Genomic DNA, 24,738 nt, shown 5'->3' with positions numbered 1-24,738 from the left:
GCATGGACAACAGGCAGCAGTCCGGCAAGATGTGGGGCGGTCGCTTTGCCGAAACCACCGCGCCATCGGTGGAGGCCTTTACCGCTTCGATCCACTATGATGCCAGGCTGTACCGCCACGATATCATGGGATCCAAGGCTCACGCCCGCATGCTGGCGCGGCAGGGCCTGATCACGGCTGAAGAGAGCGAAGCCATCATCCTGGGCCTGACTGAAATCAACACGGCAATCGACCGGGGAGAATTTATCTTCAAGCCGGAACTTGAAGATATTCACATGAATATCGAAAAGGCGCTGACGGATAAAATCGGCCCGACCGGAGCAAAACTGCATACCGCCCGTAGCCGCAACGATCAGGTCAACCTTGATTTTCGCCTGTACCTGCGCGACGAGGTCGATACGCTGGACCAGCTGCTTCGCGAAGTACAGAAAGCCTTTGTCCGTCAGGCCAGAGTCCACCTTGGCGTGATCATGCCCGGGTATACTCATCTCCAGCGGGCCCAGCCGGTGCTGCTCTCCCATCATCTCCTGGCCTATGTGGAGATGTTCCAGCGCGACCGGGACCGTCTGTGCGGATGTCGGGCACGGATCAACATCATGCCCCTGGGGACCGCGGCCATGGCCGGTACCGGCTTACCCATCGATCGGGAATCGGTTGCGGAAGAACTGGGATTCACCGCCGTGACCGCCAACTCCATGGACACCTCCGGAGACCGCGACTATGCCCTTGAACTGCTTTTCTGTCTCAGCCTGATTCAGGTCCACCTCAGTCGCCTGGCCGAGGAACTGGTCCTCTGGTCCAGCAGGGAATTTGATTTCATCCGCATGGCCGACCAGTATTGCACTGGCTCTTCAATCATGCCGCAGAAAAAAAATCCTGATATCCCCGAACTGATCCGGGGTAAAACCGGCCGGGTGACCGGCGCTCTGATGGGTTTGCTGATGACCGTGAAAGGACTGCCGCTGACTTACAATCGTGACCTCCAGGAAGATAAAGAACCGGTCTTCGATGCGGTCGATACAGTCAAGGCCAGCCTGGCCATCACCGCTGAGCTGCTCGACCATACCACCTTCAAAATCGACCGATTACAGGCGGCCACCATGGGTGGTTTCATGACCGCCACCGACCTCGCCGATTACCTGGTTCGCCGGAACATGCCTTTTCGTCAAGCCCATGGCGTAGTAGGACGAATTGTCGCCCTCTGTCAGGAAAGGGAGTGCGAACTCATCGATCTATCGCTTGAAGAAATGCGGGGCTTTTCCGAATTGATCGAATCGGATATATTCGATATCTTATCTACCGAAGGATCGGTACACAGCCGAAATTCCGTCGGTGGAACGGCCGGGGTCAGGGTGGAAGAAGCCCTGAAGAGGGCGGAACAATCACTGGGAATAACATCATGATCAACCTCAGCAGGCATGTAGTACGATCCATCTTGACCCTGATGGCCCTTGCCATTCTTCTGCCGCTAGCAGGATGCGGTTACAAGGACAAACCGGTTCCTCCCCAGCACATAGTCCCTCGCCCGGTGAACGACCTGCAGTATCAATTGACCGAAAACGGTGTCACCCTGTTCTGGAGTTACCCCAGGGAGACGGTCACCGGCAGGAATCTCGACAACATAACACGATTCAACCTGTATCGAGCCGTTGTACCGGTTGATTCGTATTGTGACACCTGCCCGATTCCCTTTGCCCCTCCCATCGCTCTTCCTGGTGGTGCCGTGCCCGAACGAGGCGTCAAAACTGCCACCTATCAAGTTACCGTCCTGCGGCCCGGTCACCTCTATTTTTTTAAAGTCCGCAGCAAAAGTGGCTGGTGGTCTGAATCCGAAGATTCCAATATTGTTTCCTTTCTCTGGGATACCCCCCCCCCGGCCCCTGACAATCTTGTGGCCACCGCCGGTGACAGAACAATCACTCTTCGCTGGAATGCGGTGGCCCGCCATGATGATGCCACCCTGGCCTCCATTCCGGTCCATTACCAGATATACCGAGGTGTCGATGGCGGTCCCTTGAGAAAACTCGGCGAACCTATCGCAGCCACCACCTTTACGGACAGGCAGGTGATCATCGGAAAAAACTATGCCTATCAGGTGCAATCCGTCGCCATGTATGAACAGGGGTCCGTGGGTGGCGGCATGACCGCCTCCGTTTTTGCCACCCCTTTGGACCTGACTCCGCCACCGATCCCCTCAGGGGTCCAGGCAGTTAAAACGGATGTTGGTATCAAAATTTTCTGGAACCATGTCCAGGACGACGATCTGGCTGGATATCGTATCTATCGCCGGAGCGCAACAGAGACCGAACCCACCTTCGTCGGTGAGGTCAATATGCCCTACAACCTGTTCACTGATACCGCCGCGCCACTCAATCAACGACTCTATTACTCGGTGTCCAGCATAGATCAGCAGACCCCTGCCAATGAAAGCGCCAGATCCGCCGAGGTGATGGTCGCCAACTGATCGTTGCCGGCCGGCGGAACAGAAAGAGTTGCGGATATGCGGACCATTAAAATGCCAGTACCGTTCTGCAAGATGAGCGGAGCAGGCAATGATTTTATCATCATTGACCACCGCAAAGCCGTGGTCCCGGTAGCGTTGATGCCGGACTTTGTCAGGCTGGTCTGCCGGCGACGGTTTTCGGTGGGGGCGGACGGCTTATTTTTCATTGAACTCTCTCGCCATGCCGATTTCAAATGGCGTTTTTTCAACTCGGACGGTTCCGAAGCGGCCATGTGCGGCAATGGTGCCCGGTGCGTGGCCCGTTTTGCCTATATGCACGGCATTGCCGCTGCCCGGATGCGATTTGAAACACAGGCCGGCATTATCGATGCTGCCGTTGCCGACACTCAGGTGACCATTGGCATGCCCCCACCCCAGGCCATGCGTCTTGACCTGGCGGTGAACATTGGCAAACAGCGGTTCATCGTCCATAGTGTGGATACCGGGGTTCCCCATATTGTCCTCTTTGATGAAGAGGTTGATGATGCGAAAGTGGCGGAACTGGGCAGGCAACTCCGGCATCATCCCCTCTTTGCCCCAGCCGGCACCAATGTTAATTTTGTCGCCAGGAGCCAGGAGGGATTCCACCTGCGAACCTACGAACGGGGTGTTGAAGCGGAGACCATGGCCTGCGGCACAGGTGCGGTTGCCTGCGCCCTGGTGGCCGCCGCCAGAGGCCTGGCTCAATCACCGGTAACGGTATGCACATCCGGAGGCACGCCTCTGACCGTTCGTTTTATCGGTGGAGGCGATCAAAAGCCGATTGAACAGGTCCTGCTGCAAGGGCCGGCCCATCTTGTTTATCGGGGAGAGATCACGGCTGAGGCGCTGCTCTGATCGCTCTCAGGTCGGCTGCTCGATACCGGCCTCACCAGCATGCCTTGCGCAGGAGACTGATTGCCCTGCAGAGAATGGAGCAGAGGTCAACAACCTGATGTCCGCCTACGAATAGCTGGTGCATGGGAACATTGATTGAACGAGCATATCGTCAATTTGTCCTCCCCCTGAAGACTTCTACAAAAATGGCCAGATGCACCGGGAGCCCATGCTCTTCTTCCCCGGTTATTGTCATGAACAGTCAGACTGCGAGGAAACAATGATGAAGACTTTACAAGGGGCGATAACCGCTCTGGTCACTCCCATGGCCAACGGCGTGGTTGACGAACAGGGTCTGGTCGATCTGATCGAATTTCAAATTGCCGGCGGTATCCATGGCATTGTTCCCTGCGGGACTACCGGTGAGTCGGCTACCCTCAATTTTGAGGAACACAAACGGGTCATCGAATTGACCGTCAAGACGGTGAACGGCAGAGTGCCTGTTATTGCCGGCACCGGAGCCAACAGCACCCTGGAAGCCATTGAACTCACCGAATCCGCGCGCAACAGCGGGGCCGATGCTGTCCTGTCGGTGGTTCCCTACTACAATAAGCCCAGCCAGGAAGGGTTGTACCAGCATTTCAAGGCCATCTTGGACGCCGTCGATATCCCGATGCTTCTCTATAATGTTCCCGGGCGGACGGTGACCAATATGCTCCCGGCTACTGTGGCCAGACTGGCGGCCCTGCCCAATGTTGTCGGTATCAAGGAAGCCAGCGGCAGTCTCAATCAGGTCAGTGAAATCATCCAGATGTGCCCGGATGATTTCACTGTCCTTTCCGGTGACGATTTCACCGCCATGCCCACGGTGCTGGTGGGCGGTAAAGGCGTCATCTCGGTGGTGTCCAACCTTGAACCTGGTAAAATGGCCGCCATGATCGCTGCTGCTCTGCGCGGCGACCTGCTGGAAGCCAGGGCCCTCCACTATGCCCTTTTTCCCCTCATGGGGGCCATGTTCTGCTACCCCAGTCCTGCCCCGGCCAAAAAGGGTCTGGAACTGATGGGTAAAATCAGCTCGGCCGAGGTGCGGCTGCCCATGACCCAGATTGACGATCAGGCCTGCCTGGACCGATTGCAGGCCGACATGCGCGAACTCGGCCTCCTCTAAGATGGAGTCCTTGAGGCATAACCACGGGAAACAGAGATGATCAAGGTAATTGTAGCCGGCGCCGCCGGTCGTATGGGCCAGCGCATTATCCACATGGTCGATGCTCATCCGGGCCTGGAGTTAGCCGCAGCCTTTGAAACAGCCGGTCATCCCGCCATTGGCAGGGACGCTGGAGCAATGAGCGGCCAGGCAGACACTGGTGTTCTGATCACCAGCGGTCTGGAATCAGCCATCGACCGGGGTGATGTTGTCATTGATTTCACCTTCCACACAGCCTCGGTGCATTTCGCCCAAATAGCCGCGACCCATGGCAAGGCCATGGTTATCGGCACAACCGGCCTCAGCGCGGATGAACTGGCGCGCATCGGCGAGTTTGCCGCCCATTTCCCCTGTGTGCAATCACCCAACATGGCCGTGGGGGTCAACGTATTGTTCAAACTGGTGGAAAAAACCGCGGCGATTCTGGGTGACACCTATGACGTGGAGATCGTTGAAGCCCACCATCGCATGAAAAAAGATGCTCCCTCGGGAACAGCCCTGAAACTCGGGCAGATGGCCGCCGTCGGCCTGGGCCGGGATCTGGCGGAGGTTGGGGTCATGGAACGTAACGGGATCATCGGTGAACGGACCAACACCGAAATCGGTATCCAGACCGTTCGTGGCGGTGATATTGTCGGCGAGCATACGGTCTATTTTGCCGGTGCCGGGGAACGACTGGAACTCGTCCACCGAGCCACCAATCGGGATAATTTTGCCCGGGGAGCGGCGCTGGCCGCGGCCTGGGTCGCAGCCCGACCCAACGGCATGTACACCATGTTCGATGTCCTCGGCCTGGACAGTCTGTAACAGGGAACAGCGCCTTCATCGCTTCCTGTCTGTCGCGATGCTGCCATTCACTGATGCGGCCAGCGTTCGAGGCCAGGTCGCCGGCATTGGATTCGGTGCCAACATCGGTCCTGCGCTGCAGACCCTGCAAGACGCCTGGAGGCGGGTACAGCAGCATCCCCGGATCCATCCCCTGACCATCTCATCGCCCTATCGAAGCCGACCGGTCGACATGAACAGTACCAACTGGTTTATCAATGCCGTAGCCCTAATCCGGACCACACTGCCTCCCCAGGCACTCCTGCATCTCCTCCAGACCATTGAAGAAGAATTTGGCCGGACCCGCATTCTTTCCGGCTCCGTACCCCAAGATCGCACCCTTGACCTGGACCTTCTTTTCTACGCTGACTGCAGGATGCAGACAGAAACACTCACCCTTCCCCATCCCCGCATGGCAAAGCGCCTGTTCGTTCTCGATCCGCTCGCTGAAATAGCCGGGGACCTTATCTTGCCGTCAACGGACCAACCTGTGCGGACAGTACGGGACAGCCTGCGTCTCGGCGCAGCCAATCAGCAGGTGGAAAAAAGCTGCTGGCCCTCCTGACTCGGTGCTGCCTGTGGCGGATTTTGAAAAATTTCCTGGCTGCCGACAAATCATAGACTTTTAGCTCCCCATGGCTATAATAAACCATGTTTGAACAAAAAAGATTTGCCTGAATCCGTGAGCGTTCATCCGTGCGTCAGCTTTGTTGCCCGTACCCGTTCGATGAATGGACACTGTATCGGACGAGTACGGGCAATGAAGATGGCGTGCGGATGGATGCCCCGAAGGGGCTGGTGAACGTTTTTTGCAAGGGTTTAGCTGCAATTATACTATGCTTACAGCAAGATATATCCACAACAAGCGTCCAGCCGTCACGGGTTCAGGTTATGTATTGACTCTATTGGATGGCTCTTGTCCATGATACCCTTTCGTCTGCTGATACTGGCTATCCTGTGCTATATCGGCTGGTGGTTTCTCCGCCGTTTTATTTTCACCAAACCAGCCGAACCCGAAATTGAAGAAACCGGCCAGGAGCACAATTCCGAGCTGCAGGACGTGCTGGTCGAAGACCCGGTCTGTCACACTCTCATTCCGAGAAATCAAGCTATACGTCTGCGCAAAAACAATACAACCCACTATTTCTGCAGCGAAAAATGCTGCGATCAATTCTCAGAGAACTACGAAAAAGGAGAGCAATGAAATTCTTTATTGATACCGCAAATATTGAAGAGATCAAAAAAGGGCTGGACTTGGGAATGGTCGATGGTGTCACCACGAATCCATCACTGGTTGCCAAGGAGCAACGTCCTTTCAACGCCATTCTCGCAGACATCTGTGCGCTGGTCAATGGCCCGGTCAGTGCCGAGGTCGTCAGTCTTGATGCGGTAGGCATGGTGGCCGAAGCCCGGGAACTGGTAAAAATAAGCAACAATATCGTTATCAAGGTGCCGATGATCGAAGAGGGGCTTAAAGCCGTCAAGCAGTTGACTGCAGAGGGCATCAAAACCAATGTCACCTTGATCTTTTCAACGACCCAGGCTCTGCTTGCCGCCAAAGCCGGCGCTACCTATGTCAGCCCTTTTGTTGGTCGGCTTGACGATATTTCTGTTAATGGTCTTGATCTGGTTGCCGATATAATGACTATACTGCGCAACTACGGATTTGCCACCGAGGTTATCGTGGCTTCAGTCCGTAACCCGATGCATGTTGTAGAATCAGCTTTGCTCGGCGCGGATATCGCAACCCTTCCCTACAAGGTCATTGCTCAGCTAGTTAAACACCCGCTCACCGATATCGGTATGGAAAAGTTTCTAGCTGACTGGGAAAAACGTCAAAAATAGCAAAAGGTGAACCATGAAACTTCCTCTCTCCCTGACAGTTCTTCTCCTTCTGGTGACGGCACTGCCGGTTTCGGCACAAGCGGCCATGTATGCTTATGTTGATGAAAGAGGAATACGCCACTACACCAATGTCCCGGGAGACGGACGCCACCGAGTCAATCTTGATCCTCGACCAGTCCGACGTCCCGGGGATACTGAAATGCAATTGATCAAAACCATATCCAAAAACCCAAGGAATGTCTCACGGCCAACCGCGACAAGACAAGCTAGATCCCGGTTGGCACCGCATACACTCAACAGGTACATTCAAACAGCAGCAGTAAATCATAAGGTCGATCCTTTACTGATCAAGGCAGTGATTAAAGCCGAATCAAACTTCGATCCGAATGCCGTCTCACCCAAGGGAGCGCAGGGCCTCATGCAGCTCATGCCGGGAACGGCCAAGGATCTTCGCGTCACCAACCCCTTCGATCCACGCCAGAACATCAATGGAGGCACCAAGTATCTGCGCTACCTCCTCGATAATTATCACGGCAATGTGGAATTGAGCCTGGCTGCCTACAATGCGGGGCCGGGCCGGGTCACACCCAACGGTACCATCCCCCGTATCCCGGAGACCATCAACTATGTCGCCAAGGTCATGGAATTCTACCGCTCCTACAGTGACAATGGCATGCCCACGCCCTCCAGTATCAATGTCCAGCAGTTGGTGACCATCCATTGAATCGTGGCGCTAAAGTCCTGAACCTGCCGAACATGATTACAGGCAGCCGGTTCATCCTTTCCGGCTGCCTGATGTTGCTGCTGCTTCAGGAACAAACCATCCCACTTGCTTTGTTATCCTGCCTGGTGTTCACCGTGGCCGCTGTCTCGGACTGGGTCGATGGCTATTTCGCCCGCCGCTACGAGGCTATCACCGTGCTCGGCAAACTGATGGACCCCCTGGCCGACAAGGTGCTGGTGGCCACTGCCCTGATCATGCTGATCCCCAGCGGCAAACTACCCGCCTGGGTCGCCCTGATCATCCTCTGGCGGGAAATCATCGTCACCGGCCTGCGCGGAGCGGCATCGTCATCCGGCATCGTTGTCGCCGCCAGTAACCTGGGGAAATTGAAATCCACCCTGCAGTACATCGGACTGGGTATTCTCATTTTTCCCCTTGGGGTCCTCCCCATCCCCTACCTGCACCACATCGGCATGGCCATCATGTATCTGGCTCTCCTGCTCACCATCTGGTCCGGAGCCGATTACTTTTACAAACTCCGCCGTCTTTTTCTCGAAGACGCCCGGTAACACACCTGTTCTGTTTTCCCTTTCACTGACAAGGACCTGAATCTGGGACGGCTGGACGTTTTTCTGGATACATCTTGCTGTCATCAGACTATAATTGCAGCAAAATCCTTGGCAATACCCTTCACCAGCCGCCCTTCGGGTGCCCGTCCGCACGCTCACGTATCCAGGAAGGAGACAACCACCTGGAGAGCAGTACCGACTGGGCAAACCGGCAAGCTTTTCCTCGAATTCCTGGAAACAAATATCGACATCGAGCAATGTCTCGTACTCCGGAAAGAGCTGCTGTATCTCTTCAATCTCCGCCTGTGTTTGCGCCATTTTAATGGTCATGTTCGCTAACCGTGCTTATGTATGTCCAAGGGAGAAAATATCCTGTTTCTTGGCACCTTTTGCGTGCTGATGCACCCCATACAAGAAGACCAGACTTTATTTAGTGAACAAACAGGAAGAGATTCGTTCCCCATTTTTTATCCTTGATCACGGTTGCGGTCTGATTTTTCCGCGCTGTGGCCCGTGGTCGGGAAATCTAATCACCATGGAGACGTTATGGCAGTGCAGGAAATTTCGGTTCTCGCCGCGGCGCAGACAGATGCGCAACAAACAATTTTTATCGATGTGCGTACATCGGCGGAGTTCGCCGGTAAACGCCCGGCACGGACGCTGGCTTTGGCCCCGCTGACAGATCTGTCCCCCGAGGACTTTGCCCTGCGGCACGGCATTCTACCGGACACACCGCTGATCCTGCTGTGCAGCAGCGGTAACAGGGCTCAAAAAGCGGCGGAAAAATTCGTGGAGGCCGGCTTCAGTGATGTGAAGGTCTTGCAAGGCGGTGTCAATGCATGGGAGCGCGAGGGCCTGCCCCTGCATGGTACAAACCCCACCCCCGACACCCGCGGCCCCATCTCCCTGGAAAGGCAGGTGCGCATTGCCGCGGGGAGTTTGGTGGTGCTGTTCGGCGCACTGGGATTTTTCGCGGCCCCGGTTTTCATCTGGGGTGCGCTCTTCGTGGGTGCGGGCCTTGTCTATGCTGGCATAAGCAATACCTGCGGCATGGCCATGCTGCTGACGCAGGCACCGTGGAACAAAAGCGGCTGTACGGGAGGCGTATGCTCCATCGGCAGTCAATCCAAGAGCAGCCCTGGCGCCAGCTGCCAATAGACAACAAGGAGAAATGCCATGCAAAAGCCGACAGTCCGTGCTTTTTTTGATGAGGACACAGCCACATGGTCGTATGTTGTCTGGTCTGCGACAGATCCGCAAAAACGCTGCGCCATCATCGACAGTGTGCTGAATTTTGATCTGCCGTCCTGTACCTCCAGCACGCGGTCCGCGGATATCATCATCGCCTTTATCAAAGAAAAGCAGCTTGTTGTCGAATGGATACTGGAAACGCATATCCATGCTGACCATCTGACCGCTGCCCGTTATCTGCAGGAGCGGCTGGGGGGGAAAATAGCCATCAGCAAGCATATCCTGGCCATCATCGCCACCTGGGTTCCTGTTTTTCAAACCCAGGAGGACACAAAGCTCGACGGTTCCCAGTTCGACCACCTGTTTGCCAATGACGAACAATTTACCGTGGCTGACATGCCGGCCACTATTCTCCATACGCCCGGGCACACTCCTGCTGACACGACCTACGTCATCGGCAACGCCGTGTTTGTCGGCGACGCGATCTTTTTACCCGACGTGGGCTCCGGACGTTGCGATTTTCCCGGGGGCAGTGCTGAGCATTCCTATGATTCCTCGCGTCGTCTTTTTGCATTGCCCGATGAATACCGCCTGTATGTGAGCCACGACTACCCGCCCGAGCATACCCGCGGTCCACAGTGCATGACCACCATCGGCGAGCAGAAGCAGCATAATATCCGTTTGCATCTCGGTATCAGCAAGGAGGAATTTATCCGGCAAAGACAGCACGACGACACGGGTAAAGCCGTACCCCAGCTGCTTCTGCCGTCCATTCAGGTAAATCTGCGCAATGGACAGTTCGGCAAGGAGGTTGAAGGAACCCAATTCGTCAAGCTTCCGGTGAACAAGTTTTAGACGCCGACACAAAGCATCGTGCTCCAGACCTCTTTGGCGGGCGGAGAACGGATACTCATCATCCGGCTTGCATAAAAAAGCGCGTATCGACGATAATCAGATGCGCATCATGCGAACTCTTGAAGGCAGAATATCTTGCACATTCTTCACAAATTATCCATCATATATACTGATCAGGCTCAGTGAATCTCACGGGGATGCACCTGGAAAAGCCCCTTGGTAATGAGAGCAACTGGTGCCCCGTACATGGCAGACCGAAACCGTACCCACAGGAGCAGATATGGCGAGAAAAACAATCCCCAAAGACATTCAACAAGAAATCATGACCCGTATCGAACAGTTCAACCAGCAGGAACTCCAGGGTGAATGCCAATATTCCGCAAAATTCAAGGGCTTGTTTTTATATCTCAATCGTGCCGATTACGGCGGTCGTCCCCATCCGATTGCCCGTCTCTCGTACACCGGCACCATCGACGGTTGGGAATTCGTCATTTATAAGTACAGCCGGGACGACTACGATCCGGACGAGTGGATGTTCCCCGGCACCCAGTTTCTCGATGGGACCATCGAGGGAGCCATGCGGTGCGGGCTGGAGGCATATACGCTTTTATGAGCAATGACTCATGGACTGTCTTGCCCATGATGTCTCCATGACCGTCGATCTGCTGAGAAGCAAACAAGAGGCCTCTCGATACATTCTTGCCCGATCGTGTCTGCGGGGAGGATTTTGTATTTACCTTCTTGATGAGCCAAGTCCTCACGACACCTATTTCGCGCTGGCCTCCCTCGATCTCTTGCAGGTTCCCTGCGACCCTGCACCAACCATCGGCTACCTTCAGGCTCTGCAACAACCTGATGGCCGATATTCCTCCATGGCCCAGGCCTTCTACGTTCTTTCCAGCCTGCAGATTCTCGGATGCCAGCCACTTGCTGATCCGCAAACCGGGGTTGAAACCTTGACCGCGCAATTGATCGATCTCGCCCTCCGGCCTGCCGACCTCTCTGCGTCCTTCTTTCAAGCCTTGCATCAGCTTGCCACGCTACGAGCAACTTTGGGTTTGGAATGGCACGATACCCAGAGACCGTAGCTGATGATTGTGACCAACTGATGAGCAGGAAAGACTCCAGCCCTATCAACCCCACAACCCAAGGTGCTTTATGATCTATGCAAGCGAAGTAACCAACATGACCTGCGTGGCCAAGGGACCCGATCACGGTCCCGCGCCTATTCCCCAGGAAGGGCGATGGACCCAGGCCAAAGAGATTAAGGACATCGCCGGGCTGACCCACGGGGTCGGCTGGTGCGCACCCCAACAGGGCGCCTGCAAACTGACCCTCAATGTCAAGGACGGTATCATCGAGGAGGCCCTGGTCGAGGTGATCGGTTGCTCAGGCATGACCCACTCGGCAGCCATGGCGGCCGAAATTTTGCCCGGAAAAACCATCCTTGAAGCCCTCAACACCGATCTGGTTTGCGATGCCATCAATACCGCCATGCGCGAACTCTTCCTCCAGATCGTTTACGGTCGCTCGCAGACCGCCTTTTCCGAGGGCGGATTGCCCATCGGCGCCGGGCTAGAAGACCTGGGCAAGGGACTGCGCAGCCAGGTTGGCACCATGTACGGCACCAAGGCCAAAGGTGTGCGCTATCTCGACATGGCCGAGGGCTACGTGACCCGGCTCGGACTCGATGCCAACGACGAGGTCATCGGCTATGAGTTTGTCCATCTCGGCAGGATGATGGAGATGATACACCAGGGCATGGCCGCCGACGCGGCGCTGGCCAAGGCCACCGGCAGCTACGGTCGCTTCGCCGAGGCGGTGCGGACCATCAACCCCAGGCACGAATAAGGAGACGGATCATGGCGCTTTTTGAAGGATACGAACGAAGAATTGAGAAGGTCAACGGCGTGCTCGGCCAATACGGCCTTGCCTCCCTGGAGGAGACCAAGGCGCTGTGCGCAGCGCGGGGTGTGGATGTTCATGCCATCGTCAAGGGCATCCAGCCGATCTGTTTTGAGAACGCCTGCTGGGCCTACACCCTGGGAGCGGCCATCGCCATCAAGAAAGGGGACCATCAGGCAGTGGATATCGCCCGCACCCTGGGCGAAGGGCTCCAGGCCTTCTGCATCCCCGGCTCGGTGGCCGAGGATCGCAAGGTGGGTATCGGTCACGGCAACCTGGCTTCCATGCTCCTTTCGGAGGAAACCAAGTGCTTTGCTTTCCTCGCCGGCCACGAGTCCTTTGCCGCCGCCGAGGGAGCGATCGGCCTGGCCCGTTCGGCCAACAAATCCAGAACCGAACCGCTGCGGGTGATCCTCAATGGCCTGGGCAAGGACGCGGCCCAGATCATTTCCCGGATCAATGGCTTCACCTATGTGCAGACCCAATTCGATAACGCCGCCGGCACCCTGAGTGTTGTCCGCGAGATAGCCTACTCGACCGGAGAGCGGGGCAAGGTGCGCTGCTTCGGCGCCGACGATGTCCGCGAAGGCGTGGCCATCAACCACCACGAGGGTGTGGATGTATCCATCACCGGCAACTCCACCAACCCCACCCGCTTTCAGCACCCGGTGGCCGGCACCTATAAGAAGGAATGCCTGGAGCGGGGCAAGAGATACTTCTCCGTGGCCTCCGGCGGCGGCACCGGCCGTACCCTGCACCCTGACAACATGGCCGCCGGTCCAGCCTCCTACGGCATGACCGATACCCTGGGACGGATGCACTCCGATGCCCAGTTCGCGGGTTCCTCCTCGGTTCCCGCCCATGTGGAGATGATGGGCTTCGTCGGCATGGGCAACAATCCCATGGTGGGTGCCTCGGTGGCGGTAGCGGTAGCCTTGGCGGGAGCCTCTGTTTGATGTGACCCTGATTCCGAAGGGAGACACTCTCACGGATCCAGGTTGATCTAATCATATAAAAATAGATTAAAAAATTACAGCCGTCACGGATTCAACAGGGATTTTTCAGCGCTTTTTTTCCTATTGACCTGCTGGTTGGTCTGTGCTTTAAAAAAGCATACTATGCATGGCGATGGGGTTCGCCGAAAACGCTTTGCCGGTAAAGCTGATGACTCCTGCTTCTTCATGAGAAGAACAGGAGTCTTTTTTTTTTCATAAAGGAGGACCACTATGCATGAAATATGGGCAATGGCAGCCCTGTGGATCGGGTTGGCACTTGCTGCAACAATGCTGTCTATCTGGTTTCGCATTGCCACCTCTCTTTCGGAAATCATGGTGGGGATCGTCGCTCAGTTGATCTTTGGGGCGCTCCTGGGAGCATCATTGGGCGCGGATGCTCCGTGGATCAAATTTCTGGCCGGAGCCGGGGCCATTGTGTTGACCTTCCTCGCCGGGACTGAACTGGATCCCGTGGTCTTTAAAGCAAAGCTGAAGGAGGTCACACTCATCGGGTTCGTCTCTTTTCTTGCGCCGTTTTTGGGGTGCACCGCAGCCGCCTACTACTTGCTGGGCTGGTCGATCCCGGCGAGTTGGCTGGCCGGGGTGGCCCTTTCCACCACCTCGGTGGCAGTGGTCTATGCGGTCATGCTTGAACTGGGGTTGAATAGAACCGATTTCGGGAAGGCAATTCTAGCCGCCTGTTTCATCACCGACCTGGGAACCGTGCTCGCCCTGGGGATGATTTTCGCCCCATTCACCATCAAGACCTTGATCTTTATTGGTGGCAGCGCAGTGCTTTTCTACCTGTTGCCGCAACTGACCCCCTGGTTTTTCAAAAAATACGGTGGTCGCCCCTCGGAATTGGAGGCCAAGTTTCTGCTGTTTTTTCTCTTTGGTCTGGGCTCGCTTGCTGTATGGGCGGAGAGCGAGGCGGTTTTACCCGCCTATATCCTCGGCATGGTTCTGGCGGGTACAGTGGGCAAGGATCATGCGCTCATCAGACGACTGCGAACCCTGACCTTTGGTTTTCTCACTCCTTTTTATTTCATCCGTGCCGGTTCCTTTGTCTCATTGCATGCGCTGATCGCAGCCCCCCTGGCCTTGACTGTTCTCTTTTTTGCGAAAATGGTGACCAAAATCGTCGGAGTCTATCCAGCCACCATGCTCTGCAAGTACAAACAGAAAGAAAGAATCTACACTACCCTGCTCATGTCCACCGGTTTGACCTTTGGCTCTATCTCCGCTCTTTTCGGCTATTCCCACAACATCATTGACCAGCAGCAATATTCGGTGCTACTGTTCGTGGTGATAGCCAGCGCAGTGGTGCCGACCTTGATCGCCAACGCCTTTTTCATCCCTCGCTATCTGCTGCCTAAAAAGAAGGAACAGGATCCCCAATGATCCCTGGTTCCGCACGGGAAAGGAGGAAAACCATGCTCAAGAAGATCCTGATTGCCTTTGATGGTTCCGAGCCGTCACGGTACGCTTTTTCCTATGCCTTGGAACTGATACACCATTTCAAGGCCGAACTCCCTGAAATAACCGTCGTTGCAGTAGCACAGCTGCCGGAGCCGGCTGATATTGTCGAGATCGATGCGATCATCGACAACGCCACCGAGTATTACAAGGCACTTTTCAAGGAATTAGAGGCGCAAGCCGAAACAATGCAGATGAAAATTAAAACCGAGGTCCTGGTCGGTCATGCAGCGGATCAGGTTATCCGCTATGCCGGGGAGAATGAAATCGATATGATCTTTGCCGGACAGACCGGAAAATCGAAGATCGAAACCTGGCTTATCGGTTCGGTATCACGGCGAATAGTGGCGTACGCCCATTGCCCGGTGACCATCGTCAAATAGTGACGCAGAGGAATCCACGATCGGTTCCAGGATAAAACAGAGAGCACAACAGAGAGGGGCGTCGGCGGCACTGCCAACACCGGTTCGGGCACTGGCAAATACAAGGGGTTGACGCGCCATCGAGCCTCTCTGCTGCACGCGAAGATGGTGAGGACAAAGGGGCGGTGAAACCACACCCACTCTGGCAGGGCTGCAACAGAGTGGGTCCTGAATCCGTGAGCGAACGCCCCGAAAGGAGGCTGGTAAAGGTTGCCATTAATGGTGATGACTACAATTACAAAATGATTACAGCAAGATATACCAAAAAAAGCGTCCAGCCGTCACGGATTCAGGTGGGTGTTACAATCCTTAGACCTTATACCTTATTCGATCTCCTCCAGATGCCCTGGGCTTCCGCCGCCTGCACCAATTCGTCTCGTACTGCCGGATGAGCAATACCGATGAGCCCTTCTGCCCGCTGCCAGACAGTCATCCCCTTCATGGCGAACTTGCCATACTCGGTTACGATGACATCGGCCACAGATCGTGGATCGGTGACGATGCCACCTTGGGCAAGGGTTGGCACGATGCGGGAACGAATCGATCCATCTGCACCGACATTTGCCGAGGGCAGACAGACAAAGGACTTGCCGCCTTTCGAGTCCCAGCCAGCCAGCACGAAATCAAGCTGTCCACCAGTCCCGCTGATGTGGCGTGTTCCCGCTGATTCCGAACAGACCTGGCCATAGATATCCACTTCAACCGCATTATTGATTGTTATGAGATTGTCGTTGAGTGCAGCATTCGAAGGCTTATTGGTATAATTCACAGGGTATATGGCACATTGCGGATTGTCATCGATGAAATCATAGAGGATGTTTGTTCCCAAAGCAAAGGTATAGACCAGTTTATTCGGGTCGATATTCTTTTTTGTACCGTTCATCCTTCCTGAATTGACCATATGAACATACGCATCGACCAGCATCTCGGTATGGCAACCCAGGTCTTTCAAGTCCGACTCGGCAATCATCATCCCAACTGCATTGGGCATACCACCAATGCCAAGCTGAATACAGCTCCCGTCACGGATCTCCTCCATGATAAACTCGGCCACCTTCCGGTCAACATCCGTCATTGGCGGGGCAGGAATCTGTGTCAACGGCTGATTAGTCCCTTCGACAATGTAATCAACCTCCGAGATATGGATGCCTTCCTCATACCCGCCAAGGCATCTGGGTTGCTTTTCGTTGACCTCGACGATCACGATCTTCGCCTGATCACAGGCCGCTTTTGTGTGGGTACATTGGGGGCCGAAATTGAAGAACCCATGCTTATCCATGGGACATACCTGGATCATGGCCACATTGATGGGTTCGATCCGCTCACGGACATAGCGAGGTAATTCGGAATATTTCATCGAGGAATAATAGACCGGTTTTCCTGCCTTGGCTATTTTCCGGTCAGCGCCGGATAAATGCCAACTGTTCCAGGTGAACACATCCCCTGTGGGATCAACTATGTTCACTTCAGTAGGATACGGGTTCACAAGACTCCAGATCTTGATATCTTTCAGCTCATCCTTTCTCTCCGCCAGGGCCTTGTCGAGATCGCGAACCTGCCCGCAGAATGAGCCGAAATCCACCCAGTCCCCAGATTTAACAACCTTGACCGCCTCATCAGCAGAAACACATTTTCTTTTGTATTCATCCATGATTCCCATACATCATTCTCCATTTATGTTGTTGTTGGTTGAACAGCACTGCATCATAACATTTTGTTATTTTGAGTATAAATTATTGAGAGCAAGGTCAGGCATCCTGATCTCGGAAGAATGTGTCACCACGCCAATACTTAAGCCAGCCGGAATTCGGCGCCTGGACATTCCATGCGGGTGGCATGCACATTTCCCCTGGGTGGCAAGCATTCAAACCCGATCCTCCGGGAAAAGGCAGGAAAACCGTACGTGTGGTGGAGTTGATTTCCGACAGGCTTTCAGGTCGGTCAAGGAATTTCACCCATTCCCCCGACATACTGTACCGCGGGGATTCGATGGGTTTGACCCGGGTGCAGCCGCAAGTATCCGCCCGGGAGCTCAAGGCTGCATATCGTTGATATCATAGATGAACACAGGCAGAGTGCTGTGAACATGGGGGATGGTTGTACCCTGGCGTTTACAACCGATGTTCTGGTTGATCAGGGCGATGCCTTCGGGAAAAAAGAGCAGTTGCAATCGGGGCATGGCGGCAGTCCATTTGAAGAAGGTGATTTTGCGTTTTCTGCTATCTTCGCAAAATCCACGGTCATCGCGCAGTATCTTTGCCGTCGCCAGGGAAGTTGTGGTTTTTATGCCTTGATCTCAGGTTGGCAAGGTAAAAGCGACTACGATCATTGCATTGGCCGAGTCCAGGAATTCTGCTCCCTGAGTTTGGCATTTCGCACCTGAACTGCCGGCAGCATAGGCAGGTGCATCCCCAACCGGGTCTTTATAAAACCGGTTATTCAATGGCAGGCATTTTCTACCCGGTTTTATACCCGGCTGTCAACCTGAAAGGCATTGCAGCGACAATCCCCAAGCCTTCTATTCTTGTTGCAAAGAAGTGTACGGACCGCGGATGGTTTATTGATCCCTGGATTTATCGAAAAGAGGGCCAATGGGGAGGCATGGGAGGACGAACCGAGGGGCGAGGTGTCCCTGACCGGATTGTACCGGAACAGCGATCGATATCTTCATGAGGAGGTGGAGGTGGTCTGTCGGCTGCTGCACGACCCGCAGCTGCCTGAGGAATTCCTGGTCCGCTACCGGTACAGGATAACCTGTTGCACCGCCGATGCCCTGCCGGTCTTCGTTCTTATCGACCCAAAAAAGGACAGCGACCTCGCCAATGACAGCTGGGTTCGCGTTCGGGGACGGCTGACCCTGTATGCAAGGCATGGCTTCACTATTCCCCTGATTATCGATGCCACCTTGTCGGCAGAGAGCGAGCCCGCTTTTCCTTATCTGTTTCTGTTCAGTACAAATGGGATTCGCACTCCCATTCATGAAAGCCGGTCAATTCCCTTGGGAGAGTAAACGCAGCGCTTCGGGCTCAGTAAGGCCTTGTTCTCTACATGTTGAAATGTAGCTCCGTATGCGGCAGAATATTTCCGCGCCTTCAATGGATTGGAAGCATACCCGATATCCTTTGCTGCACCTTAATCATCCGCAGGTCATTTTCTGCCAGAGTATTGGTGAAGGGAACCTGCGGATCATCCAGGAACCGGAGAACTTCACTTTCAAAGTCCTGCAAGCGCTCTAACAGGTTCCTTAATTGTCGGAAAAAATTTACTTTAATCGCACGATAACGGACAACAGATCTGACCCACGGACCAATACTCGTAAATTCAGGTTGAATTTTTTAATTGATTTATCCGCGCAATCTTTTTAATTAAGGCGACTTTCAGGTGTCCCGCAAGGGATGAAAAGGGAACTCCGTGGAAATCGGAGACGGGCCCGCCGCTGTAACCGGGGACGAAAGCCGCACCTCTGTCACTGACCGTTTGGTTGGGAAGACGCGGCAAGTAGGGTGAACCGGAAGTCAGAAGACCTGCCTGAAGCAAGAGACGTTTTCCCCGTGGACAAGGGAAGCGTGGACGATACGTGGAGACAAAAGGGCATCCCCGGATCATTTTAATGATCCGGGGATTTTTTTTTGCCGATATCACTCTCCTCCTCTTCCGGTCTTTTGATGTCCACGCTCCTGCATGCAGATATATAAATAAACCCTTTCATTTTTTGAATGTTAAAAAAATATTGACTGAGTTAAAATATCAGCTACATTCGTAACTTCTAACTTTTAAAGGAAAAACTAATTTTTCACAAATGCTCGCACCGACCACGGGTAGTCGGTCGGAATTGTTGTGAGGGAGCGTGTCATGTTCCCGGGGATAGAGTTTTTTTGTCAAAATTAAACAGGGAGAGAGATAATGAGTAAAATTTTAGGTGCTTTTATGGTGGTGTTGGTATTGTTGCTGCCTTTTTCTGCCTTTGCGGCGCCGCCGATGATCCAGATCGTTGCTCCTTGGGAGATATCATCCAAGGATCCTTCCCGGGCCGGATTTGTCTATGGCCGATTGGAAGTCGCTGAAACCCTGGTAAACGTTGACCTCAATGGGTCCCATATCCCTGGGTTGGCCGCCTCATGGGACACCTCCGATGACGGGCGGATCTGGCGGTTCACGATTCGGCCTGATGTACGATTTCATGATGGCACCCTGATGACGACGGAGACGGTGGTCAATTCACTGCTCATCGCCCGACAGAAACCCGGCGTGCTCAACCGGGCCCCTGTGGAAAGCATCGAAGCAGACAATGAAGCTATTGTCCTCACTCTGAGTGAACCTTTTTCACCGATTCTGTCGTTTCTTACCCATTATTCAACCATGATTCTGGCACCGGCAGCGTATGACGAGAGCGGCAATGTGGTCGAGGTCATCGGCACCGGACCGTATCGAATCACCCTCCTGCAACCCCCACAGAAAATGGAAGTTGCCGTATTTACCGAATACTGGGGGCCTCAACCCAAAATTGAGCGAGCCGGATATCTTGCCGCCGGTCGAGGTGAAACCAGGGCTCTGCTCGCGGAAAGCGGTGAGGCCCACGTCGTGTTCACCATTGATCCCGCCAGCGTACAGCGCCTGGCCCGAAGAGATCATCTGGAGATTCGTACCGTTCCCCTGCCACGCATTGTTTCCTTGAAGCTTAATTGTGCCCATCCGGGTCTGGAAGACGTCCGGGTCAGACAGGCCCTCAGTCTGGCCATCGATCGAGCCGGGATCGCGCAAGCCATTCTCCGCCAACCGGATCTGGTTGCCAATCAATACTTTCCTCCGAGCATGCAGGCTTGGCATCTTTCCGACAGCGCACCTCTGCGGTACGACACCGAGCAAGCCAGGCACCTGTTGCAGGAAGCAGGGTGGCATGTCAATGATGCCGGGAAACTCGAGCGTGACGGTCAACTGTTGCAGGTGGAAATAGTCACCTATCCTGACCGTCCAGAATTGCCTCTTATTGCCGCCGCGGTCCAGGATCAATGGCGATCGGTCGGGGTTGAGGCGACCATAGCCATCAGTAATTCCAGTGTCATTCCGGCTCGTCACCAGGACAACTCTTTGGAGATAGGATTGATTTCCAGATTGCTCGCGCTGGTTCCTGATCCCTTGGGCATCCTGGTCCAGGATTTTGCACCCGGTGGCGGGGACTGGGGGGCCATGAACTGGAACAGTGATCAATTATCTGCAATTCTGGCGAAGTTGATCGTCTCCGGAGAGAACGACACCGCCGAGGAGTTGAATAGACAGGTCTCGGAAATCCTGCACGAGGAAATGCCGATTATTCCAATCAGCTGGTATCAGCAAACCGTTGCTGTTTCCCGTCAAGTCACCAACGTGATCATAGACCCCTTTGAACGTGTTTATAATATTTCGGCAATGGAGTGGAACGAACAATGAATCAGGCGACCATTGGATACCGGGTTTTCCAGGCCTTTCTGGTTGCTTTCCTGGTCGGTCTGGGCACTTTCATCATGGTACGGGTTCTGCCTGGAGACCTCGCCTATCGCATAGCCGCCGGTCGGTATGGGTATGATCTGGTGGACAGCGTCGCCGCCGAGGCGGTCCGGTTGGAGCTGGGGCTTGACGGATCCCCGATTCTCGCTTTTCTGTCCTGGTTCTGGGATCTCATCCGATTTGATCTCGGATATTCCCTGGTCACCGGGGAGTTGGTTCGTGATGCCATTTTTCATGAACTCGGCCATTCGGTCGACCTGGCCGCCACAGCCTTGATTCTATCCCTGTTCATCGGTCCGCCCCTGGGATTACTGGCCGGTTTTCGACCCGGAAGTATCATCGACCGGCTGGTCCTGGCCTCTTCGGTTGTTTTCCGCTCGATCCCTCATTTTGCCATCGGCCTGGTGCTGATCATGATTTTTTCCATCCAGGCCGGTCTGCTGCCGGTTGCCGGCCATGGGCACCCGCTTTCCCGGGTTCTTCCTGCCTTGACACTGGCTCTGGGCCTGGCGGCCGTATCCAGCAGGATCGCCCGGGATGCGATGATTAAAGTGAGAGAATCCGATTATTATCTGTTTGGCCGCACCAAGGGGCTGTCTGAGAGTCAGGTTTTTTTTCGACACGGTTTACGCAATGTCAGTGTGCCGATCATTACCTATCTGGGGATGCAATTTGTGTATCTCATTGAAGGGGTTGTGGTGGTGGAAACACTTTTTGCCTGGCCGGGCATTGGGCACTCCCTGGTGCATGCCATCGTGGCACGTGATATCCCCATGATACAGGGTACGGCCTTTGTCATGGGGTTGATGTTCGTGTTCCTCAATGCCCTGGTGGATTTTCTCAATCGTCTGGTCGACCCAAGGGAGAGGGTTGTATGAAGAAGCAAGGAACGGGAAACAGCAAAGCTGTCTCCGTGTATCGGACCCGAATGATTGGCAGTGGTCTTCTTTTCTTTCTTATTGCCTTCGGGATGGTGGGACCGTTCCTGGTGAGCGGCGATCCCGGCAGGCAGAATCTTTCCGCGATCCTCAGTACTCCAGGGAAAGAATACCTGCTGGGGACGGATCATCTCGGTCGGGATATGCTGCTGCGCCTAACGGCTGCAATTCGTGTGTCCGTGGCCATTGCCCTGATAACCACAGCGACAGCATCTCTTATTGGGGTCAGTCTGGGCATCCTTGCCGCTACCAGAGGAGGATTGGCGGAGCGTTGCACCTCTTTGCTCGCCGACACTTTCCTGGCTCTGCCCGGTCTGCTGCTGGTGCTGTTACTGGTAGCCATTGCTCCGGGATCCTTCTGGCCGCTTTACCTGGGTATCGCGATGATACTGTGGGTTGAACAGTTTCGCATGACCAGGGCTCTGGTTCAGCCGCTGGCTACCTCTCCGGCTGTCCAGGCGACCAGGTTGCTTGGTTTCGGACCCTGGTACGTCTTTCGACGGCATTTCTGGCCTGAACTGCAGGCCAATGTTCTGACTCTCAGCGCCTTTGGCGCGGCAACAGCTATTCTTTCCGTGGCCGCCCTGGGGTTCATCAGTGTCGGCATTCGGCCACCAACACCAGAACTCGGTCAGATGATGATTGAATTGCTGCCGTATTACCAGGAGGCGCCCCTTATTTTTCTCCAACCCATTCTCATTCTTTTTCTCCTGGTGCTCAGTCTCAATCTCATTGCTGGAGGAAAAATTCGATGAAAACACTGCTCGACATCAAGGAACTGACGGTCAGTGGTGAAAAAACCATTGTGCACCCTGTCTCTCTGCAGGTCCGTACCCGCGAACCATGCACCATTCTGGGAGAAACAGGATGCGGTAAGAGCCTCCTGGCCCAGGCTGTCATGGGGGTATTGCCCTCGGAACTGCGGGCCCAGGGACGGATTTTCCTGGGAGAACGGGATCTGCTTGGCCTGATACCGAAGCAGCGCCGGGCAATCTGGGGCAGGGAGTTGGCGATATTGCCCCAGGAACCCTGGCTGGCCCTTGATCCGACCATGCGGGTTCTTCCTCAGGTCAAGGAAGGATATATGGTTGCGGGGGCCGTCTCCGGTGCGTCAGCGGGTCGCTTGGCTCAAGCTACCTTAAGCGGGCTTGGTTTGACTGATGCCGCGGGAAAATTACCATCGGAATTGTCCGGAGGCATGGCCCAACGGGTTGCCTTTGCCGCTGCCAGTGTCGGTGGGGCCGGTATATTACTGGCGGACGAACCAACCAAGGGCCTGGATGCCCAGCGCTGGCAGGATATTGTCGATCTTCTCCTGCAAAAAGTTGCTGATGGAATCGGCCTGCTGACCATCACCCATGATATTGGAGTGGCCCGTCGCCTTGGGGGGCACGTGGCGATTATGTGCGAAGGCAGGATCGTTGAGCAGGGACCGGCCGCCAGGGTTTTGCAAAATCCAGTTCATCCTTACAGTAAACGATTGCTGGCGGCTGATCCCGCGTCCTGGGAAAAATTGGGGGGCCGGGCCAGCAATGGTGTCAGCCCGGTGATTAAGGCACATTCGCTGGGTATTACTCGAGGGGGCAAACAACTGTTCAAGCACCAAAATTTTAGCATTGCTCCTGGAGAAATCGTCGGCGTGACCGGACCCAGCGGCTGTGGCAAGAGTACCTTCGGTGACCTGCTGCTGGGCCTGCTGCAGCCGGACACCGGCACAGTCTGGCGGGATGGCTCCCATCCACCATTGCGATATCAGAAACTTTATCAGGATCCACCGGCCGCTTTTCCCCGCTCGATAACCATTGGTCAGGCGGTTGAAGATCTGATCCGGCTCCATGCGCTGCAACCCGGGATCAGGGATACCTTGATGGACGAGCTTCGGTTGCAACCGGAGTTGCTCGATCGTCTCCCTGAGCAGATCTCCGGTGGTGAATTACAGCGTTTCGCCCTGCTGCGGGTTCTGCTTCTTGATCCGATCTTTCTGTTTGCCGATGAACCAACGTCACGGTTGGATCTGATTACCCAGCAGGAGATGATGAATCTGCTGGTGCGTTGTGCCCGCGAACGGCAGTGTGCCATCCTTCTGGTCAGTCATCATGCTGATCTGATCGGAAAGGTAGCTGATCGGCTCCTTTTCCTGGGAGAGGAGGCGATCAGCAGGGACGCTGCATTTTCCGCTTGTCACCAAACAAGTCCGCGAGAACATCCGGTATACGGTGCTTAAAGACCTCGTGAAGGAGTCCAGCTCTGTTGAAATAATCGCTCTTTTTCTCGTTCGCCACACTCTCTGCCGGGAGTGGAAACCGGTTGAAAAATTTCCAGTACCCCGTCTCGGGCATGCGAACAGTGTTGATGACGTTTAGCAAATACCACACACCAGCCTGACGCTCATCGGGGGCGCGGATTACAGCATCGTACTACCTGCAGAATCAAGTACTTACAACGGTGTGCCATTGCCGCCATCCGCTTAGTATCTTTTCAGAAATTCCAATATGGGCCCAGACTCTGGCGCGAAAGACATATTCGTTGCTGATGGCAATGACAGAGGTGGCAGATCCAGACGAACCAAGGTAACAATAGGTTTAATCCGAGTGAACTGTCGCGATTTCAAAGAGCTATTAAGCTTCCTGGCCTAGCTGCCAGGTTCCGTTTGTTTTTTTGCGGTACAGCCGGCAATCAACAGCATTGTGCAGCCAATCAAAAGGAACACCAGGAAAGGATCAGGGGACGCGTGCGTTTTCAACGGAGGCCTCGCTGGTTGTGGCAGCAAAATGTGTTATACGGACCTGCTACAGTATTGAACTTATTCTGAAATAATATTGCCTGGACTGTTCTTTTCAAGCCGGTTTTGCCTGTTATCTGTACCCAGCTGGTCCAAGGCATTTTGCTGCCGAGACACGCTTTTCGCATCTACGATATCCAGAGTTCCCCTTGAGTCTTATTATTAATTCCCCCAGAAAATCCCCCGGCAAAGCCGGGGGAT

General features: G+C 54.6%; 25 protein-coding genes, 1 pseudogene and 2 riboswitches. Of the genes and pseudogenes, 24 read left to right on the top strand and 2 right to left on the bottom strand.

Features of this window, described 5'->3' with window-relative positions; translation table 11 throughout:
* The first annotated feature begins 2 nt into the window (after window positions 1-2).
* The 18 genes from argH (at window position 3) to JWG43_RS11420 (ending at window position 15,294) form a co-directional block, all read left to right on the top strand.
* Window positions 3-1,403, top strand: a complete 1,401-nt coding sequence (gene argH / locus JWG43_RS11505; protein ID WP_275888463.1) for an argininosuccinate lyase — start codon at window positions 3-5, stop codon at window positions 1,401-1,403.
* On the top strand, window positions 1,400-2,464 hold the full coding sequence (locus JWG43_RS11500) for a fibronectin type III domain-containing protein (protein ID WP_205243076.1): 1,065 nt from the start codon (window positions 1,400-1,402) through the stop codon (window positions 2,462-2,464). The genes argH and JWG43_RS11500 overlap by 4 nt, the downstream gene beginning before the upstream one ends.
* Before the next feature lie 36 nt (window positions 2,465-2,500).
* Window positions 2,501-3,340 (top strand): diaminopimelate epimerase, encoded by an 840-nt coding sequence (dapF, locus tag JWG43_RS11495; RefSeq protein ID WP_205243075.1) that lies wholly within the window; start codon window positions 2,501-2,503, stop codon window positions 3,338-3,340.
* Between the two features lie 262 nt (window positions 3,341-3,602).
* A complete protein-coding gene (dapA, locus tag JWG43_RS11490) occupies window positions 3,603-4,487 on the top strand; it encodes a 4-hydroxy-tetrahydrodipicolinate synthase (protein ID WP_205243125.1) in 885 nt (294 codons plus the stop codon).
* Between the two features lie 36 nt (window positions 4,488-4,523).
* Window positions 4,524-5,333 (top strand): 4-hydroxy-tetrahydrodipicolinate reductase, encoded by an 810-nt coding sequence (gene dapB, locus JWG43_RS11485; protein ID WP_205243074.1) that lies wholly within the window; start codon window positions 4,524-4,526, stop codon window positions 5,331-5,333.
* Window positions 5,308-5,916, top strand: a complete 609-nt coding sequence (gene folK, locus JWG43_RS11480) for a 2-amino-4-hydroxy-6-hydroxymethyldihydropteridine diphosphokinase (RefSeq protein WP_205243073.1) — start codon at window positions 5,308-5,310, stop codon at window positions 5,914-5,916. The genes dapB and folK overlap by 26 nt, the downstream gene beginning before the upstream one ends.
* A gap of 357 nt (window positions 5,917-6,273) precedes the next feature.
* The gene (locus JWG43_RS11475; RefSeq protein WP_205243072.1) at window positions 6,274-6,555 is read left to right on the top strand and encodes a hypothetical protein; all 282 of its coding nucleotides are present in this window, start codon (window positions 6,274-6,276) and stop codon (window positions 6,553-6,555) included.
* Window positions 6,552-7,196 carry a fructose-6-phosphate aldolase gene (gene fsa / locus JWG43_RS11470; protein WP_205243071.1) on the top strand — a complete coding sequence of 215 codons (645 nt, stop codon included), beginning with the start codon at window positions 6,552-6,554 and terminating at the stop codon, window positions 7,194-7,196. The genes JWG43_RS11475 and fsa overlap by 4 nt, the downstream gene beginning before the upstream one ends.
* Window positions 7,197-7,209: 13 nt before the next feature.
* On the top strand, window positions 7,210-7,920 hold the full coding sequence (locus JWG43_RS11465; RefSeq protein WP_205243070.1) for a lytic transglycosylase domain-containing protein: 711 nt from the start codon (window positions 7,210-7,212) through the stop codon (window positions 7,918-7,920).
* Window positions 7,917-8,489, top strand: coding sequence for a CDP-diacylglycerol--glycerol-3-phosphate 3-phosphatidyltransferase (pgsA, locus tag JWG43_RS11460; RefSeq protein ID WP_240193540.1), 573 nt, complete (start codon window positions 7,917-7,919; stop codon window positions 8,487-8,489). Before JWG43_RS11465 ends, pgsA begins: the two co-directional genes overlap by 4 nt.
* Before the next feature lie 546 nt (window positions 8,490-9,035).
* A complete protein-coding gene (locus JWG43_RS11455) occupies window positions 9,036-9,647 on the top strand; it encodes a rhodanese-like domain-containing protein (RefSeq protein ID WP_205243069.1) in 612 nt (203 codons plus the stop codon).
* Window positions 9,648-9,665: 18 nt separating this feature from the next.
* Window positions 9,666-10,535: an MBL fold metallo-hydrolase gene (locus JWG43_RS11450; RefSeq protein WP_205243068.1), complete on the top strand. Its 870-nt coding sequence runs from the start codon at window positions 9,666-9,668 to the stop codon at window positions 10,533-10,535.
* 280 nt (window positions 10,536-10,815) lie between these two features.
* Entirely contained in the window at window positions 10,816-11,148 is a 333-nt protein-coding gene (locus tag JWG43_RS11445) for a hypothetical protein (RefSeq protein WP_205243067.1), read from the top strand.
* Between the two features lie 10 nt (window positions 11,149-11,158).
* On the top strand, window positions 11,159-11,623 hold the full coding sequence (locus tag JWG43_RS11440; protein ID WP_205243066.1) for a prenyltransferase/squalene oxidase repeat-containing protein: 465 nt from the start codon (window positions 11,159-11,161) through the stop codon (window positions 11,621-11,623).
* A 70-nt stretch (window positions 11,624-11,693) separates the two neighbouring features.
* Entirely contained in the window at window positions 11,694-12,386 is a 693-nt protein-coding gene (locus JWG43_RS11435) for an iron-sulfur cluster assembly scaffold protein (protein WP_205243065.1), read from the top strand.
* An 11-nt stretch (window positions 12,387-12,397) separates the two neighbouring features.
* Entirely contained in the window at window positions 12,398-13,396 is a 999-nt protein-coding gene (locus JWG43_RS11430) for a GGGtGRT protein (RefSeq protein WP_205243064.1), read from the top strand.
* A 159-nt stretch (window positions 13,397-13,555) separates the two neighbouring features.
* A riboswitch (Fluoride riboswitch) is annotated at window positions 13,556-13,621 on the top strand.
* A 45-nt stretch (window positions 13,622-13,666) separates the two neighbouring features.
* Window positions 13,667-14,836 (top strand): cation:proton antiporter, encoded by a 1,170-nt coding sequence (locus JWG43_RS11425; RefSeq protein ID WP_205243063.1) that lies wholly within the window; start codon window positions 13,667-13,669, stop codon window positions 14,834-14,836.
* 32 nt (window positions 14,837-14,868) lie between these two features.
* Window positions 14,869-15,294 (top strand): universal stress protein, encoded by a 426-nt coding sequence (locus JWG43_RS11420; protein WP_205243062.1) that lies wholly within the window; start codon window positions 14,869-14,871, stop codon window positions 15,292-15,294.
* Window positions 15,295-15,649: 355 nt separating this feature from the next.
* Here the strand turns inward: JWG43_RS11420 and JWG43_RS11415 are convergent, their stop codons facing one another.
* Window positions 15,650-16,993 (bottom strand): acetyl-CoA hydrolase/transferase family protein, encoded by a 1,344-nt coding sequence (locus JWG43_RS11415; protein ID WP_205243061.1) that lies wholly within the window; start codon window positions 16,991-16,993, stop codon window positions 15,650-15,652.
* A gap of 420 nt (window positions 16,994-17,413) precedes the next feature.
* Here JWG43_RS11415 and JWG43_RS11410 point away from each other — a divergent pair, with 420 nt between their 5' ends.
* Both JWG43_RS11410 and JWG43_RS11405 read left to right on the top strand, forming a co-directional pair.
* Window positions 17,414-17,716 (top strand): hypothetical protein, encoded by a 303-nt coding sequence (locus JWG43_RS11410; protein WP_205243060.1) that lies wholly within the window; start codon window positions 17,414-17,416, stop codon window positions 17,714-17,716.
* Between the two features lie 177 nt (window positions 17,717-17,893).
* Entirely contained in the window at window positions 17,894-18,343 is a 450-nt protein-coding gene (locus JWG43_RS11405) for a TIGR03943 family putative permease subunit (RefSeq protein ID WP_205243059.1), read from the top strand.
* On the opposite strand, the pseudogene JWG43_RS19665 reads toward JWG43_RS11405, so the two are convergent.
* Window positions 18,323-18,578: pseudogene (locus JWG43_RS19665) on the bottom strand (IS66 family transposase); the annotation flags it as partial. The gene JWG43_RS11405 and the pseudogene JWG43_RS19665 overlap by 21 nt on opposite strands.
* A gap of 117 nt (window positions 18,579-18,695) precedes the next feature.
* A riboswitch (cobalamin riboswitch) is annotated at window positions 18,696-18,879 on the top strand.
* Between the two features lie 357 nt (window positions 18,880-19,236).
* Between JWG43_RS19665 and JWG43_RS11395 the strand changes: the two are divergent.
* From JWG43_RS11395 to JWG43_RS11380, 4 genes are read left to right on the top strand one after another with little or no spacing between them, the layout of a single operon-like run.
* Window positions 19,237-20,760, top strand: a complete 1,524-nt coding sequence (locus JWG43_RS11395; protein WP_205243057.1) for an ABC transporter substrate-binding protein — start codon at window positions 19,237-19,239, stop codon at window positions 20,758-20,760.
* Window positions 20,757-21,695 (top strand): ABC transporter permease, encoded by a 939-nt coding sequence (locus tag JWG43_RS11390; protein WP_205243056.1) that lies wholly within the window; start codon window positions 20,757-20,759, stop codon window positions 21,693-21,695. Before JWG43_RS11395 ends, JWG43_RS11390 begins: the two co-directional genes overlap by 4 nt.
* Window positions 21,692-22,510, top strand: coding sequence for an ABC transporter permease (locus tag JWG43_RS11385; RefSeq protein WP_205243055.1), 819 nt, complete (start codon window positions 21,692-21,694; stop codon window positions 22,508-22,510). Before JWG43_RS11390 ends, JWG43_RS11385 begins: the two co-directional genes overlap by 4 nt.
* Window positions 22,507-23,979 (top strand): ABC transporter ATP-binding protein, encoded by a 1,473-nt coding sequence (locus JWG43_RS11380; RefSeq protein ID WP_205243054.1) that lies wholly within the window; start codon window positions 22,507-22,509, stop codon window positions 23,977-23,979. Before JWG43_RS11385 ends, JWG43_RS11380 begins: the two co-directional genes overlap by 4 nt.
* Window positions 23,980-24,738: the final 759 nt, after the last annotated feature.

The sequence above is a fragment of the Desulfobulbus alkaliphilus genome (assembly GCF_016918545.1).
Classification (GTDB): domain Bacteria; phylum Desulfobacterota; class Desulfobulbia; order Desulfobulbales; family Desulfobulbaceae; genus Desulfobulbus; species Desulfobulbus alkaliphilus.
This window is presented reverse-complemented; position numbering and strand designations above follow the sequence as displayed.

Excerpts from the sequence above, each read along its gene's own strand:
- argH (WP_275888463.1), top strand. The coding sequence starts at position 3 with ATGGACAACAGGCAGCAGTCCGGCAAGATGTGGGGCGGTCGCTTTGCC.
- JWG43_RS11500 (WP_205243076.1), top strand. The coding sequence starts at position 1,400 with ATGATCAACCTCAGCAGGCATGTAGTACGATCCATCTTGACCCTGATG.
- dapF (WP_205243075.1), top strand. The coding sequence starts at position 2,501 with ATGCGGACCATTAAAATGCCAGTACCGTTCTGCAAGATGAGCGGAGCA.
- dapA (WP_205243125.1), top strand. The coding sequence starts at position 3,603 with ATGAAGACTTTACAAGGGGCGATAACCGCTCTGGTCACTCCCATGGCC.
- dapB (WP_205243074.1), top strand. The coding sequence starts at position 4,524 with ATGATCAAGGTAATTGTAGCCGGCGCCGCCGGTCGTATGGGCCAGCGC.
- folK (WP_205243073.1), top strand. The coding sequence starts at position 5,308 with ATGTCCTCGGCCTGGACAGTCTGTAACAGGGAACAGCGCCTTCATCGC.
- JWG43_RS11475 (WP_205243072.1), top strand. The coding sequence starts at position 6,274 with ATGATACCCTTTCGTCTGCTGATACTGGCTATCCTGTGCTATATCGGC.
- fsa (WP_205243071.1), top strand. The coding sequence starts at position 6,552 with ATGAAATTCTTTATTGATACCGCAAATATTGAAGAGATCAAAAAAGGG.
- JWG43_RS11465 (WP_205243070.1), top strand. The coding sequence starts at position 7,210 with ATGAAACTTCCTCTCTCCCTGACAGTTCTTCTCCTTCTGGTGACGGCA.
- JWG43_RS11455 (WP_205243069.1), top strand. The coding sequence starts at position 9,036 with ATGGCAGTGCAGGAAATTTCGGTTCTCGCCGCGGCGCAGACAGATGCG.
- JWG43_RS11450 (WP_205243068.1), top strand. The coding sequence starts at position 9,666 with ATGCAAAAGCCGACAGTCCGTGCTTTTTTTGATGAGGACACAGCCACA.
- JWG43_RS11445 (WP_205243067.1), top strand. The coding sequence starts at position 10,816 with ATGGCGAGAAAAACAATCCCCAAAGACATTCAACAAGAAATCATGACC.
- JWG43_RS11440 (WP_205243066.1), top strand. The coding sequence starts at position 11,159 with ATGGACTGTCTTGCCCATGATGTCTCCATGACCGTCGATCTGCTGAGA.
- JWG43_RS11435 (WP_205243065.1), top strand. The coding sequence starts at position 11,694 with ATGATCTATGCAAGCGAAGTAACCAACATGACCTGCGTGGCCAAGGGA.
- JWG43_RS11430 (WP_205243064.1), top strand. The coding sequence starts at position 12,398 with ATGGCGCTTTTTGAAGGATACGAACGAAGAATTGAGAAGGTCAACGGC.
- JWG43_RS11425 (WP_205243063.1), top strand. The coding sequence starts at position 13,667 with ATGCATGAAATATGGGCAATGGCAGCCCTGTGGATCGGGTTGGCACTT.
- JWG43_RS11420 (WP_205243062.1), top strand. The coding sequence starts at position 14,869 with ATGCTCAAGAAGATCCTGATTGCCTTTGATGGTTCCGAGCCGTCACGG.
- JWG43_RS11415 (WP_205243061.1), bottom strand. The coding sequence starts at position 16,993 with ATGGGAATCATGGATGAATACAAAAGAAAATGTGTTTCTGCTGATGAG.
- JWG43_RS11395 (WP_205243057.1), top strand. The coding sequence starts at position 19,237 with ATGAGTAAAATTTTAGGTGCTTTTATGGTGGTGTTGGTATTGTTGCTG.
- JWG43_RS11390 (WP_205243056.1), top strand. The coding sequence starts at position 20,757 with ATGAATCAGGCGACCATTGGATACCGGGTTTTCCAGGCCTTTCTGGTT.
- JWG43_RS11385 (WP_205243055.1), top strand. The coding sequence starts at position 21,692 with ATGAAGAAGCAAGGAACGGGAAACAGCAAAGCTGTCTCCGTGTATCGG.
- JWG43_RS11380 (WP_205243054.1), top strand. The coding sequence starts at position 22,507 with ATGAAAACACTGCTCGACATCAAGGAACTGACGGTCAGTGGTGAAAAA.